Below are 14,267 nucleotides of genomic sequence, written 5' to 3'. Positions count from 1 at the left end.
TCAAGAACGTTATCAATCCAACCCTCCCAAACTATGCGCTCATTTCTGTTCCCGGGGCAAGGCTCCCAGTATGTTGGCATGGGCCGCCAAACGTACATCAACAACGGGATCATTCGCGACATCTGCGACCGTGCCGACGACGTGCTTGGGTTCCAGCTAACCGGCATCATGTTTGAAGGCCCCGATGATGAGCTGCGGCAAACCCGCAACGCCCAGCCGGCGATTTTTCTCCACAGCTACGCCCTCTATCAACTGCTGGACACCCCCCAGCCCGACATGGTGGCGGGGCATTCGTTGGGGGAGTACACCGCGCTTGCGGTTGCCAACGCCCTCACCTTCGACGACGCGCTGCGGCTGGTGCAGCTTCGCGGCGCGGCGATGCAGGAAGCTGGCGAACAGCAGCCTGGGACCATGGCCGCAATCATTGGGCTGGATGATGAGAAGGTAGCAGCCATCTGCGCTGAAGTTTGGCAGGAAATTGGGGTGGTGCAGCCGGCAAACTTTAATTCGCCGGGCCAATTGGTGGTCAGCGGCACACCGGAAGCGGTGGCCGAAACAATGAAACGGGCAAAAGAAGCCGGCGCAAAGCTGGCCAAGCAGCTGAACGTCTCCGGCGCGTTCCACTCGCCGTTAATGGAGCCGGCCCGCCAGCGGCTGGCGCAAGCGTTGGAAACCACGCCAATCCGCGATGCCGAGATTCCGGTGTACGTGAACGTTTCGGCCCAAGCCATCACCCTTGCCGACGACATCCGCGCCGCACTGCTGGCGCAGCTAACCGCCCCGGTTCGCTGGACCGAGTCGGTGCAAAATATGGGAGCCTTTGGGGCAACCCGCTTTGTGGAAGTGGGACCCGGAACGGTGCTGCAAGGCCTGGTAAAACGGATACTTCCCGGAAGCAACGTCACCAGCATCGAGCATCAAGGGCAGATTGACGAGTTCAACGCAAACACAACCGAAGCATGAGCCAGAACAACCCCGGACGATTGGAAGGGCGCGTCGCCATTGTCACAGGCGGGGCCCGCGGAATTGGGCGCGCAATTGTGGAACGATTGGCCGCCGAAGGCGCGCGCGTGGCATTCACCTACAACAGCTCCCCCGGCCCCGCCGCCGAAATTGAAGCGGCACTGGGAGCCGACCGCGCAATGGCAATTCAATGCGACGTTGCCAACCCCGACCACGTGGCGGCAATGGTGGAAAAAGTCCTGACAGCATGGGGGAAAATCCATATATTGGTGAACAACGCGGGGATCACAAAAGACACGCTGATGCTGCGGATGAGCGTTGAAGATTTTGAGAACGTGATCCGCACAAACCTGACCGGAACCTTCCTGGCAACCAAAGCCGTTCTACGCCCGATGATGGGGGAACGCTGGGGGCGGATTATCAACATCGCCTCGGTGGTGGGGCTGGTTGGGAACGCCGGGCAAGCCAATTATGTGGCCTCGAAAGCGGGGGGTGATTGGGCTAACAAAATCGGTTGCGCGCGAGGTGGCATCGCGGAATATTTTGGCCAACTGCATTGCGCCGGGCTACATCCAAACCGACATGACCGCCGCGCTGAACGAAACGCAGCAGGCCGAGTTATCGGCACAGATTCCGCTGAAACGGATTGGGCAAGGGGGGGACATCGCGGGGCTGGTGGCGTTCCTTTCCAGCGACGATGCCGCCTACATCACCGGGCAAACCTTCGCCGTTGATGGCGGCATGACGATGGCGTAACCCCGGGCTGAACGATAGGGCAATCGGTCCAGCACCATTCGCCAGGTTGCCGATTGTCGCATTTCAGGGGTGAGGTATCTGGTTAGATTGCGTCCCGTTTGTGCCGTGGCCTCCCAACTACGGAAGAGGTTACTGGCAACGTGAACTGCTTCCAACTGACATTCACAACAATACAACTACTTCCTTACGGAGAGACAAGCAATGGCAGACGTTGAGTCAACAGTCAAGCAAATCATTATCAACAAGCTGGGCGTCGAGGAGTCGCAGATCACTCCTTCGGCATCCTTCATCAACGATCTTGGTGCCGATTCGCTCGATACGGTCGAGCTTATCATGGAATTTGAAAAGGCATTCGACGTCACCATTGACGACACCGATGCCGAAAAAATCCAGACCGTTGGCGATGCAGTAAGCTATCTGCAAACAAAAACCGTCTGATCCTTTGGGGGCTGGCTTATCCCTTATTCCAAGCTGTCCCCCCCTGTGCGTGACATCATGCGGACGCATCGCCCGGTCTCCCACGGCTTCCACAGCATGAGAGACCGGGCATTTATTTTGCCGCCCCATTCCGCACCTTCAATAAGCGGATGGATCTTCCCCTGGCATTCCTGTGGGGATCGCGAGCTTCCCCCTCCCTGAACTTCCAACATACTTGACACCAACAGATGGCGCGACACACTGATCGCAGAGTTGTTGTAACCGGCATGGGCACGGTGAACCCAATTGGAAACACCGTTCCGGAGTACTGGCAAGCACTGATCGCCGGCACCAGCGGTGCCGACTTCATCACACGGTTCGACGCAACCGGCTACGAGACCACGTTCGCCTGCGAGGTGAAAGGATTTGACCCAGTGGAGCGGCTGGATCGCAAGACCGTTGGGCGCACCGACCAGTTCACCCAGTTCGCGCTGGCCTCCGCCGATGAAGCAATGGCCAATGCAGGATTATCCTCCGGCACGTTCGACCCCGAACGATTCGGCGTGGTGTTCGGCTCCGGCATTGGCGGGATGTGGACCTACCATAACCAGCAACGGGTGCTGTTCGAGACGAACAACCCGCGCCGCATCAGCGCGTTCTTTATCCCGATGCTGATCGCCGATATCGCCGCCGGCATGATCTCGATGCGGTTCAACCTGAAAGGACCGAACTACGCCACCACCAGCGCGTGCGCCACAAGCTCCCACGCAATTGCCGATGCCTTCATGCTGATCCAGCGTGGCGATGCGGACCTGATGATAACCGGCGGATCCGAAGCCGTTGTCACCCCCATGGCGATTGGCGGATTCAACGCCATGAAAGCACTCTCCACCCGCAACGACGACCCCAAAACCGCAAGCCGCCCGTTCGATGTTGACCGCGACGGGTTCGTGCTGGGGGAAGGTGGCGCAGCAATCGTGCTGGAGGAGCTGGAGCACGCAAAAGCACGCGGGGCAACCATCTATGCCGAGATTGTTGGCATTGGCCTTACCGGCGATGCCCACCATATCACCGCGCCCCCTCCCGATGGCGAAGGCGCGTACCGCTCGATGCGCCAAGCAATTCGCGATGCAGGGTTGGAGCTTACCGATGTTGATTACATCAACGTCCATGGGACCTCCACTCCATTGGGGGACCTGGCCGAAACCACTGCAATCCGGAACCTGTTTGGCGACCATGCCAACAAGCTGCTGATTAGCAGCACCAAGTCCATGACGGGGCATTTGTTGGGGGCCGCCGGCGCGGTGGAGGCAATCGCGGCGGTGCTGACAATCGTCAACGGGATTGTCCACCCAACCATCAACAACAACACTCCCGACCCCGCAATCACCATTGATTTTGTTCCGAACGTTGCGCGCAAGCACGATGTCCGCGTGGCGATCTCCAACACCTTCGGTTTTGGCGGCCACAACGCATCGCTCTGCTTCCGCCGATTCGAGGAATAACTCCCCGCACGCTGCGGCTACAGTTTTGTGTGGGGAAGGGGCAGAATGCTGTTCTACCAAGTTCCATAATCCCAGTAAGCAAAAGGTTCCGGCTTGAAACCGTCAAGCACTGTTATCCGGCAATTGGTGGGGAAGCTGTTCGGGCGGTCGCCCAGCGAAACGGCGACCGCCATGCTGATTTTTTCCCCGCAGCCCAACAAAATTTTCTCCCCTCGGAACCTGCTTTCGGCAGACTCCATTGCTGCCATTGAAGCGATCACCGGGCACCAGATCCGCAACGTTGCCTACTTCGAGCAGGCATTGCTTCACCGCAGCTACTTGCAGGTGCTGGATGACAAAGGGGCGGTCAGCAACGAGCGGTTGGAGTTTCTGGGGGACAGCATTTTGAATATGCTGATTGGGGAGTTCCTGTTCCACCGCTACCACGACATCCAAGAAGGGGAACTAACGAAGCTGCGAAGCCGCCTGGTGAACCGCAAGGCGTTGATGATCTGCGCCCGCGCAATCCAGCTGGAACGCTACATGCTGCTGAACACCTCCGCCAATCAATCCCTTGCCCAGGGGAACGATTCCCTTCTGGCCGATGGGTTCGAGGCCCTGCTGGCCGCACTCTATCTGGACAGCGGATCACAGCTTGGTCCGGTGAAAGAGTTCCTATCGCGCACGCTTCTTACGCCGGAGATGTTCGAGAAGATTTTGTTCACCGAGGAGAACTACAAGAGCATCCTGTTAGAGCACTTGCAGGCCAACGGGATGGGTATCCCACGTTATGTGGTGGTGTCGCAGGAGGGTCCGGACCATGAGCGGGTGTTCACCATCCAGGTAGTGACCAGCACTATCGAGGAACCGCTGGGATTGGGAACCGGGCGCAACAAAAAACAAGCCGAACAAGCCGCCGCCGCCGAAGCCGTGGAACGGCTGAATATCCAAATGCCAGCAAACGGGAAGTAAAGCAGCTCCACGGGACGGTAGCGGCCCCGACCTCCGTCGGGGTTGATAACAGGTCTTTAGCCTGCCGCCGAAGGCTAAAGACCTTCGGCTACCCTTCACCTGCCGAAGGCTAAAGACCTTCGGCTACCCTTCACCTGCCGAAGGCTAAAGACCTTCGGCTACCCTTCACCTGCCGAAGGCTAAAGACCTTCGGCTACCCTTTGCAAAGGCGGCCACCCCATCCGCCAGCCACCAACCCTATCCCGTTGCCTTCCGCAATCTTCCGCTGATGTAATCTATTCCCATCACCAGCACGATAATCATCAGAAGGATCATCGAGACGTTCTGGTATTGGAACTGCTTGATGTTATCGTACAGCATAAACCCAATGCCGCCGGCCCCAACAATTCCCAAAATCACCGAGGACCGGATGTTCAGCTCCAGCCGGTAGAAGAAGTTGGAGATCAGCAGCGGCATCACTTGCGGAACCACCCCCCACCGAATCACCTGCGACCGCGACGCGCCGGTGGATTCCAACGCCTCGATCGGGCCGCGGTCAATCGTCTCAATCGCCTCGGTGAATAATTTCCCCATCGAGCCAACCGAATGCACGGCAAGGGCCAGCACCCCCGCCATCGGCCCCAAGCCAACGGCGGAGACCAGGATCAGCGCCACAATCAGCACATCAACCGAGCGGTCCACGTTGAAGAAGAACCGGGCGGTTGCCCCAAGAGCAACCGTTGGGGTGATGTTCCGCGCAGCAACAAACGAGAGCGGCAGGGAGATGATGGTGGCAAGCAACGTCCCAACCCACGCCATTTGGATGGTGACCAACATCTGCCACGACACCTCATCAAGGATGCTCCAATTTGGCGGCCACAAACCCAGCAGGAAATCCCCGAAGAATGGCTTCACAAAGAAGCCCTGGCGGATCTTCTCAAGGTCCATTTCCGTGGTGCCCATGCTCCATATCGTGAAGCCAACCACGCACGCAATCAGCAGGTAAAGAAATAACCGTTTGGACATATCGGAAGTTGGTTGTTGGGAACATTCAGGAGGGCCCGCCACAAATCGCAGATTCTTCACTGGCGGGGTGATGTGCCGTGGGCTACAAGCTCTCCAGCACTTCTTTCTCAATCTGGTAAATCGCCTCCACAATCTCCGGCGTTAGCTGGTCCGGCTTGCCGTCGAAGGCAATCTCACCTTTGCGGAAGGCGATGATCCGGTCGGCATACTGCCGCGCAAGTTCAAGCACGTGAAGGTTCACCACCACCGTGATCTTTTCCTGGCGGTTGAACCGCTGCAGGATCATCAGCACCACCTCGCTCAGCTTTGGGTCCAGCGAGGCCATTGGCTCATCGGCAAGGATCACTTTGGGTTGCTGGGCCAATGCGCGGGCAATGGCCACACGCTGCTGCTGGCCGCCGCTTAGCCGGTCGGCGCGGTTGTTCACTTTGTCGGCAAGCCCAACCTCGGTCAGATACCGGATCGCTATCTCGCGGTCCTGGCGTGAGTATCGCCCCAGCATTGAGTTCATCCACCCGGTGCGGCTTAGCCTTCCGGTCAGGACGTTGTTCAGCACGGAGATGGTTTTCACCAGATTGAATTGCTGGAAGATGAACCCCACCTGCCGCCGAATCTCAACAATCCGTGGGCCGGTGGCGTGGGTGATATCTTCCCCGTCAAACAGCAGTGTTCCCGTTGATGGCTCGTTCATCCGGTTCAGGCATCGGAGGAAGGTGGATTTCCCCGCCCCCGACAACCCAATCACCGCAATGAACTCCCCCCGCTGAATCTCCAGATTCACCCCCCGCATCGCCGTGAACTCCTTCCCGTTGCTGTCGCGATACACCACCCCAAGATTGCGGAGCAGATATTGCGCGCTGGTGTTGGGAATTGGCGGCGCGGCGGGCGATTCCTGGCGCACCAGCGCACGGCGGTTGCGGTGTTCGCGGCGGGTCATCCAGGCCAGAACAATCCCCCCAATGGCAAGCCCAATTCCAAACAGAACGTAGGAGATGGTGGCGTTCCGCTCCCGCTCCGATTGCCGCTGCTCCGCTTTGGCCACCGACGCGCTGTCGGTTGGTTTGGCATCGCCCGGTTTCACTTTTCCGCTGATGTCAAGGTTCATCAGCTCGGCAGCGCGGCGCACGGGGTCGTAGTCGGCACTGGTGGCGGGGATCATGGCATCCACGTGGTACATCTGCTGCATCAGCACCTTCCCGGCGGAGTCGGCAGTCAGGCTTTGCACGGCAGCGGTGACCTTCTGAACAATCTGCGGGTAGGTGTCCAGCATAAACTGCGAGGTGGCCATGTTATCGCCCGGGATCGGGGGGGAAAAGAAAATGGGGCGGACTTTTCCGTTGTACGCGCCATCGCCAAGCTGGGTCCAGGACCCGCTTTCCCCGATAGTATCGTTGGGTAGGTTGCCCCCGCCGTGATTGTTCCGTTGATGACCGAAAGCACCACCTTATCATGCCCGCCGGCAAACGTCTGTTTTCCAAAATAGGTGTCGGGGTTGATGCCGATTGCCTTCAGGGCGGCTTTGGGGTAGATATGGCCGCTGGTGGAGGTGGGGTCCACCCATGCGATCTCCTTCCCTTTCAGGTCGGCCAGCGTCCGGTAGCCGCTGTCGGCATGGACGATGATGCAGCCGTAGTAGTAGGGGCGGCCACGGCGTTCGGCTTTTAGCAACACCCGCGCATCGGCAATTTTTTCGGCAAAGACGTAGGTCAGCGGGGCAAAGAATGCGAAGTCAATCGTCCGCCCGCGAAGCGCTTCCACCAATCCGCTGTAGTCGTGGGCCACAAAAATCTTCACCGGCATTCCCGCACGCTGGCTAATCATCTGCGCCAGGATGTCGGCATTTTTCTGGACGTTCTCCGCCCGTTCGGATGGATTCAGCCCAATGACAATCTCCCGCTTCGGCTCCGGCTGGGCCAAAGCGATACACGGGAAGATTACGGCAAGCAGAAGGAGAAGGGGAAGGCGCGGAAGAAGATGTAGCATTGCCAAAGACAGAGAGGTTTTACGTTGCGAAGATCATGCCAAACAAGGCGGAGGCAAAGCTCCGATTTCACTGTATGCCTGAAGGCTCGATCAACCGAAGCGATCTTCCGTGGATAAGGGCAAATCTTGGATACGCTCATGCTCTTTTAGGAATGCATTTAATCTATTTCCCAATCCACGGGAAATTTTGGTTGTAATGACGGCATGAGCCTTATTCCGAGGGCATGGATCCGGGCATATTCTTGCCACAACAGGGCAGTGGAGTTGATCGGCATTGAACGTGCACTGGCAATCTTGATAAAAATCGGATTGGGGATATACAGAATATTTTTTGCCCACGGCTACCACGGGGCAAGGGTCCGGTTGTACAAGAACAAGATCATTGGTTGGCTGATTCTGTTGAGCTTGAAATTCATCATACACTTTTTGCAATTCATCCAGAGTAAATATTGCGATTTTCAGCAGTTCTTTGCCTGGCGGTTTGTGAAGATCATGTTTCCAAATAGGTGTTAGTTCTTCTAACCGTAAAAGCTCTAATCGGCTAACAGAAGTCTCACCTTTCTTTTGCCACATTGCGCTTGGGGAAAGCTCTGTGCCATCAAAAATCTCTGATGTTATTGCTCGAGCAAGAAATTCATCTGGCCGTATGGAGTCGTTAGGGTTCATACGTAGGCAATCACCCTAAAACTGTTTCATAATTTTCTCAACAAGGGTTTTTATCAATGCTGGTTTGATGCAATCTTCTTCGGCTGTTGCTTCAAAATAATATTCGATGCGGTCGTCAAAGAATTCTACGTCGAACAATTTTCCTTCGGCATTACGCCACGTGATTTCCAAGCTCCCTTCCAAACCCATAAAAATATTCACTGGGAAAGGCAAGGATTCAAGGAACGCACTAAAATTATTGAAATAACGAACCGCATTGCGTGAAAGCCGCTCCCCTCCTCCTCCTGGATACCACCCCTCTTTCTGATTCCAAAAATCATTAAATCGCCTCATCCCCGCTTCGCCAAGAATTCCACGCGATGCCCCTGAGAGTTCAGATAATGCAGGGGAATACTGAGATAATGGATTGGAGGTATTTCCTCGGTCATTATAGCTTGATGAGGTTCCTCTGTTATGGATCAGCGTTTTTGCTATCGCAGTCATTTATTGTTCCTCTTCATATTCAGGATGTAATGTCTCAAGAAATTCCGGCGTAAGCAGTGCAAAAAATTCTTGCTTTTCAATCATGTGGGCAGCATCAATCGTTTGCTCTATCGAAAGCCAGGTGTCGTCTTCTGTGGGTATGTAGGCAATATCAATGTCTATTCGTGTTTTTGTGCCACCATCATCGCTCTGCTCAATATTGCTAAGATGTACTGTGCAATGGAACGTATCACGCATAAAATATGTTTGCAATGCCATGCGCTCATATTGAAGATTTCTTTGCGCCAGTTTTAATTCAACAGAAAGTTCCGGCAATACATTCCAATCAAATACCGTGATATACCGCATTCCAATTCTGGTGATTGATTTTAATACGCCTGCTCCATTCTGCACCTTGTTGAAAGTGTCCAACACCTCCGCTTTGAAACGATGCCAGCCGGGGTATTCACCTTGCGCTTCCACCGACAACACTTGCGGACCAATCAAGCAGAGAAAATTTGGATTGACAAGGTGATACAGCGGCTCATATTGCACCTGCATTTCTTTGCGAAGCTCTTCGGGAATATTGGCAAGCGGTAAACGCTTTAACTGCGGATAGCTATCCCGAACCGTCTGATATATCGCCCCAAATACGGCATCTGCGGGCATATCTGTCTGGAAGCGGAGTTCAATAACCGCCTCTTGTATCGGGCATGGGGAAATACGTTTTGGTAATCGCTGCACCATGATGTTGAAGATAGCAATGATACGGATGCTGGCACAAGCTATTGTGGCCGCTGGCTTCTCTATAACGAAAATGCAAAAGAACGAATTTCACCACCACACCCCCCCAAAAAATCACACATTCCAAAATTGCCGGTCAAGGCTGCGGTATTGGATTGCTTCGGAAAGATGCTCGGGGCGGATTGTTTCCTCCCCCGCAAGGTCGGCAATGGTGCGGGAAACTTTCAGCACTTTGTCGTACGCCCTGGCCGATAATCCCAACCGCGACATCGCCATTTTCAGAAGCTCCTGCCCGGCAGCGTCCAACGCGCAATGCTCGCGGATATCGCTGGAGGTCATGTCGGCATTCTTGAATGCATCGGTTCGCCCGCTGAACCGTTCGGCCTGGCGCTGGCGTGCGGCCACCACCCGCTGGCGAACATCCGCCGAGCTTTCCCCGCTCCGCTTCGATGCAAGCTCCTGATACTTCACCGCCGCAACCTCAATGTGGATATCAATCCGGTCCAGCAGCGGCCCGCTGATTTTGGACATGTACCGCTGGATCTGCTGCGGCGTGCAGGTGCACTCGGCATTCGGGTTGCCAAAGTTGCCGCACGGGCAAGGGTTCATGCTGGCCACCAACATGAAATTGCACGGAAAAGTCAGGCTCAGTTTTGTGCGCGAGATGGTGATCTTGTTATCCTCCAACGGTTGGCGCATCACCTCCAGCACGTTCCGCGCAAACTCCGGAAGCTCATCCAAAAACAGCACGCCGTGGTGCGCCAGCGAAATCTCCCCCGGGCGAGCAATCCCCATTCCCCCGCCAACCAGCGCGGCATCGCTGATGGTGTGGTGCGGGCTGCGGAACGGGCGCGCCGTCACCAACGCCGCGCCGTGCGGAAGGATTCCCGCCACGGAATGAATCTTCGTCGTCTCCAACGCTTCGTCGAACGCCATTGGCGGAAGCAGCGTGGGCATCCGTTTTGCGATCATCGTTTTCCCCGCGCCGGGCGGACCAACCATGATAAGATTATGCCCCCCCGCCGCCGCAACCTCGAACGCACGCTTCACATTCTCCTGCCCTTTCACGTCGGCCAAATCCACCCCGAAATCGTTTCCGCTGGCGAACAGCTCGGCACGGTTCACGCGGTGCGGGGCAATCGGCGCAACATCGCTAAGATAGTCGGCAACCTCACGGAGCGAAGTTGCGGGGATCGTCTCCACCTCCTCCACCAATGCCGATTCGTCGGCGTTGTCGCGGGGAAGGATGATCCGGCGGATCCCCTGCTGGCGCGCAGCAAGCACCACCGGAAGCACGCCGTGGACGGGACGAAGCGAGCCATCCAACGCAAGCTCCCCCAGCACCAACGTGTCGCGCAGCGGCTCGGCAGGAATTTGCCCGGTGGCGGTTAGTATCCCCAGCGCGATTGGCAAATCGAAGGCCGACCCTTCCTTGCGAACATCAGCCGGGGCAAGGTTGACGGTGAACTTTTTTGCCGGAACGCCAAGCCCGCTGTTCTTGATTGCCGCCGCCACCCGCTCACGGCTTTCCCGCACGGCGTTGTCGGGCAATCCAACGATGGTGAAGGAATACATTTGGTTTTCGACGTGCGTCTCGATCTCAACAAGAAACGCGTTGATCCCGACGGTGCTGGCGGAGCGAAGCTGAGAAAACATAAACGTGATAATGATGAGAGTGTGCGTGCGTGAAAACGGAACAATGCCACGATGCTTGGGAACGCTGGCACGTTGGACAACAGTGTTGGGCGGGAAAATAGTGTGGACCACACGAACCACCAGCAGCGGACGGATGAAAAAGCGAAGAAAATGGTGGCCGCTTGCCAAAGAATGCTGGCCGCCCCTGTTTCAGCTTGCAGCACCGAAGGGTACTTCTGCAAAATCTCTATAAGTTCGCCACGGCAACCTTCCGATGCACTCACACGCATTCCCTTTTTTCCCTGGGGCTTCCATGAACGGCACAGCATACATTCTTGGCGACCGCGCGCAGGCGTTGGCGAACTATCCCCACGCCCGGCGCGTTGGCGATTTCATCTACGTCTCCGGCGTCTCCTCACGCCGGTTCGACAACACCCACGCAGGGGTGACGATCAAGGAGGATGGAAGCGTCCAGCTGGACATCCGCGAGCAAACCCGCGCGGTGATTGAGAATATCAAGGCAATCCTGGAAGCCGCCGGGGCCGGGCTGGAGAACGTGGTGGACCTGCTGGTGATGCTGGTGGATATGGACGACTACGCCGGGATGAACGAGGTCTATAACCAGTACTTCAACGGGGAGACTGGGCCGGTCCGCACCACTTGCGCCGTCCACCAGCTTCCGCATCCGAACTTGTTGATTGAGATGAAAGCCGTGGCCTGGAAACGCGCCGAAGCGGAGTAACCGCCACGCGAACCGGTTCAACATCTGCCAATTTTCCGATTCCCTCCCTATCTACCATGAACAACACCGACCTTGCCGCAATCCTGTGGGATGCGCAGTTTTCCGGAACCCCGTGCCAGCCGCTTACTCAGCTTCGGCCCGCGCTGACGTTGCAGGATGCCTATGCAATCCAGCAAATCAACCTGGACCGCAGGATGAACGAGCGGGGGCTGTTCGGGAAACGGGCGCGGATGGTCGGCAAAAAAATTGGCATCACCAGCCGCGCCGTCCAGAATTGGCTGAACGTTAGCGAGCCAGATTTTGGGGGATTGTTGGACGACATGGCGGTCCCAAACGCTGGCCGCGCCGACATCACCAAACTGCTGCAACCACGGGTGGAGGGTGAGATTGCGTTCGTTCTGAAAAAATGCCTTGTTGGCCCAGGCATCACCCCGGCGCAGGTGGTTGAAGCCACCGACTGCGTTCTGCCAGCCATCGAGATCATTGACTCGCGGGTGAAAGATTGGCAGATCACCATCCAGGACACCGTTGCCGACAACGCCAGCAGCGGAATGTTCGTGCTTGGCCCGCAGCCCGCATTGCTTCGCCAGATAGACCTGCGAACCATTGGAATGACCCTTCGGAAAAATGGGCACGTGGCCTCCACCGGAGCCGGAGCGGCCTGCATGGGGGACCCGGTGAACGCGGTTGCATGGCTGGCCAATCGGCTTGGGGAATTCGGCCAGCAGCTTTCGGCGGGGCAAGTGATTCTTTCCGGCGCGCTTGGCCCGGTCCAGCCGGTGGTTTCCGGCGATTGGATCACCGTCCACGTTGGCCGCCTGAGCGAAGTCGCCGTGACGTTTTAACCGTCAGCCCAACCTCCGGTAGCCGAAGGTCGGGTAACCGAAGACCGGGTAGCCAAAGGTCTTTAGCCTTCGGTGTCATCTCACTGGGCAGGCTAAAGACCTGTTATCAATCCCGACGGAGGTCGGGGCCGCTACCGCCCCGACGGAGGTCGGGGCCGCTACCACGCCGGTAGCTCAAGACCGGGTAGCCGAAGGTCTTTAGCCTTCGGTGTCATCTCACTGGGCAGGCTAAAGACCTGTTATCAATCCCGACGGAGGTCGGGACTGGGCAGGCTAAAGACCTGTTATCAATCCCGACGGAGGTCGGGGCCGCTACCGCCCCGACGGAGGTCGGGGCCGCTACCACGCCGGTAACCGAAGACCGGGTAGCCGAAGGTCTTTAGCCTTCGGTGTCATCTCACTGGGCAGGCTAAAGACCTGCCGCTACCGCCCCGACGGAGGTCGGGGTCGCTACCACTCCGGTAACCGAAGACCGGGTAGCCGAAGGTCTTTAGCCTTCGGCGTTATCTCACTGGGCAGGCTAAAGACCTGTTATCAATCCCGACGGAGGTCGGGGCCGCTACCGCCCCGACGGAGGTCGGGGCCGCTACCGTCCCGATTGAATCGGGGTCGCTTCCGCGCACAATTTTCTCAACACATATCACACACACATGGCTTCAACTGTCGCGATCATCGGTTCTGGGAACATTGGGACCGACCTTATGGTGAAAATTCTTCGGAACGCCAAGCACCTTCGCATGGGGGTGTTTGTGGGGATTGACCCCAATTCCGACGGGTTGCGCCGCGCCCAAAACATGGGGGTGGCCACCACCCACGAAGGGATTGATGGATTGGTGAACCATCCGCTGTTTCCAGAGATTGACCTTGTGTTCGACGCCACCTCCGCCAGGGCGCATCTGCACCACGCGGAGGTTCTGCAGAAGCATGGGAAACGTGTGGTGGATTTAACCCCGGCAGCCATTGGCCCCTACGTGATACCGGTGGCGAACTTGCAGGAGCATATCAACGCCCCAAACGTGAACATGGTGACGTGTGGCGGCCAAGCAACCATTCCGATTGTGTGGGCCGTAAGCCAGGTGGCAGCGGTGGAGTATGGTGAGATTGTGGCATCCATCGCCAGCAAGTCCGCCGGGCCGGGAACCCGCGCCAACATTGATGAATTCACCCAAACCACCGCGCGCGCCATCGAGCTGATTGGCGGGGCAAAACGGGGGAAAGCCATCATCATCCTGAACCCTGCCGAGCCGCCCCTGATCATGCGCGACACCGTTTATACTTTTTGCGCCCCCGCCAGCCAGGAAAGGATTGCCGAATCCATTGCCAACGTTGTTGCGCGGGTTGCGGAGTACGTCCCTGGCTACCGTTTGCTAAAGCCCCCAATCTTTGACGAAGTGAACGTCACCATCCCCGGCGTTGGCCCCTTCAGCGGGCTGAAAGTTACCTGCTTGTTGGAGGTGGAAGGGGCGGGCCACTACCTTCCGAACTACGCCGGGAACTTGGATATTATGACCAGCGCGGCACTCCGAATGGGGGAAGAAATGGCAAGGAACGCCGCAAGCGTTGGGGGATAAGGCAATCCCTTCGGTTGGATTC

At 57.1% G+C, this 14,267-nt stretch carries 14 protein-coding genes and 1 pseudogene; 8 read left to right on the top strand and 7 right to left on the bottom strand.

The features are described from left to right. Nucleotides 1-33 precede the first annotated feature (33 nt). From fabD to rnc, 5 genes and pseudogenes are all read left to right on the top strand, one after another. Nucleotides 34-963, top strand: a complete 930-nt coding sequence (gene fabD, locus IPM61_08700; GenBank protein MBK8911399.1) for an ACP S-malonyltransferase — start codon at nucleotides 34-36, stop codon at nucleotides 961-963. Continuing rightward, nucleotides 960-1,719 (top strand): annotated as a pseudogene (fabG, locus tag IPM61_08695) (3-oxoacyl-[acyl-carrier-protein] reductase). Before fabD ends, fabG begins: the two are co-directional and overlap by 4 nt. Before the next feature lie 201 nt (nucleotides 1,720-1,920). After that, nucleotides 1,921-2,157, top strand: a complete 237-nt coding sequence (locus IPM61_08690; GenBank protein ID MBK8911398.1) for an acyl carrier protein — start codon at nucleotides 1,921-1,923, stop codon at nucleotides 2,155-2,157. A gap of 227 nt (nucleotides 2,158-2,384) precedes the next feature. Next, the gene (fabF, locus tag IPM61_08685; protein ID MBK8911397.1) at nucleotides 2,385-3,641 is read left to right on the top strand and encodes a beta-ketoacyl-ACP synthase II; all 1,257 of its coding nucleotides are present in this window, start codon (nucleotides 2,385-2,387) and stop codon (nucleotides 3,639-3,641) included. A 93-nt stretch (nucleotides 3,642-3,734) separates the two neighbouring features. Next, entirely contained in the window at nucleotides 3,735-4,592 is an 858-nt protein-coding gene (rnc, locus tag IPM61_08680; protein ID MBK8911396.1) for a ribonuclease III, read from the top strand. Nucleotides 4,593-4,829: 237 nt separating this feature from the next. On the opposite strand, the gene phnE is transcribed toward rnc, so the two are convergent. The 7 genes from phnE to IPM61_08645 all read right to left on the bottom strand — a co-directional run bounded on the left by phnE (nucleotide 4,830) and on the right by IPM61_08645 (nucleotide 11,108). Next, the gene (phnE, locus tag IPM61_08675; protein MBK8911395.1) at nucleotides 4,830-5,597 is read right to left on the bottom strand and encodes a phosphonate ABC transporter, permease protein PhnE; all 768 of its coding nucleotides are present in this window, start codon (nucleotides 5,595-5,597) and stop codon (nucleotides 4,830-4,832) included. Nucleotides 5,598-5,679: 82 nt separating this feature from the next. Continuing rightward, complete coding sequence (gene phnC, locus IPM61_08670; protein MBK8911394.1) at nucleotides 5,680-6,534, bottom strand: phosphonate ABC transporter ATP-binding protein; 855 nt, start codon at nucleotides 6,532-6,534, stop codon at nucleotides 5,680-5,682. Nucleotides 6,535-6,809: 275 nt separating this feature from the next. Beyond that, nucleotides 6,810-7,580 carry a phosphate/phosphite/phosphonate ABC transporter substrate-binding protein gene (locus IPM61_08665; GenBank protein MBK8911393.1) on the bottom strand — a complete coding sequence of 257 codons (771 nt, stop codon included), beginning with the start codon at nucleotides 7,578-7,580 and terminating at the stop codon, nucleotides 6,810-6,812. Nucleotides 7,581-7,670: 90 nt separating this feature from the next. Further along, nucleotides 7,671-8,246: a hypothetical protein gene (locus IPM61_08660; GenBank protein ID MBK8911392.1), complete on the bottom strand. Its 576-nt coding sequence runs from the start codon at nucleotides 8,244-8,246 to the stop codon at nucleotides 7,671-7,673. Nucleotides 8,247-8,261: 15 nt separating this feature from the next. Further along, nucleotides 8,262-8,729, bottom strand: a complete 468-nt coding sequence (locus IPM61_08655; GenBank protein ID MBK8911391.1) for a hypothetical protein — start codon at nucleotides 8,727-8,729, stop codon at nucleotides 8,262-8,264. Further along, nucleotides 8,730-9,455 carry a TIGR04255 family protein gene (locus IPM61_08650; protein ID MBK8911390.1) on the bottom strand — a complete coding sequence of 242 codons (726 nt, stop codon included), beginning with the start codon at nucleotides 9,453-9,455 and terminating at the stop codon, nucleotides 8,730-8,732. A 111-nt stretch (nucleotides 9,456-9,566) separates the two neighbouring features. Beyond that, nucleotides 9,567-11,108: a YifB family Mg chelatase-like AAA ATPase gene (locus tag IPM61_08645; GenBank protein MBK8911389.1), complete on the bottom strand. Its 1,542-nt coding sequence runs from the start codon at nucleotides 11,106-11,108 to the stop codon at nucleotides 9,567-9,569. 292 nt (nucleotides 11,109-11,400) lie between these two features. Between IPM61_08645 and IPM61_08640 the strand changes: the two genes are divergently transcribed. The 3 genes from IPM61_08640 (at nucleotide 11,401) to IPM61_08630 (ending at nucleotide 14,245) form a co-directional block, all read left to right on the top strand. Beyond that, complete coding sequence (locus tag IPM61_08640) at nucleotides 11,401-11,829, top strand: RidA family protein (protein MBK8911388.1); 429 nt, start codon at nucleotides 11,401-11,403, stop codon at nucleotides 11,827-11,829. 56 nt (nucleotides 11,830-11,885) lie between these two features. After that, nucleotides 11,886-12,674, top strand: a complete 789-nt coding sequence (locus IPM61_08635; GenBank protein MBK8911387.1) for a fumarylacetoacetate hydrolase family protein — start codon at nucleotides 11,886-11,888, stop codon at nucleotides 12,672-12,674. A gap of 650 nt (nucleotides 12,675-13,324) precedes the next feature. After that, nucleotides 13,325-14,245 carry an acetaldehyde dehydrogenase (acetylating) gene (locus IPM61_08630; GenBank protein ID MBK8911386.1) on the top strand — a complete coding sequence of 307 codons (921 nt, stop codon included), beginning with the start codon at nucleotides 13,325-13,327 and terminating at the stop codon, nucleotides 14,243-14,245. The last annotated feature ends 22 nt before the right edge of the window (nucleotides 14,246-14,267 follow it).

This window comes from Chlorobiota bacterium (assembly GCA_016710285.1).
Classification (GTDB): domain Bacteria; phylum Bacteroidota; class Ignavibacteria; order OLB7; family OLB7; genus OLB7.
The sequence above is the reverse complement of the archived record's forward strand: the minus strand, read 5'-3'. Positions and strand labels throughout refer to the sequence as shown.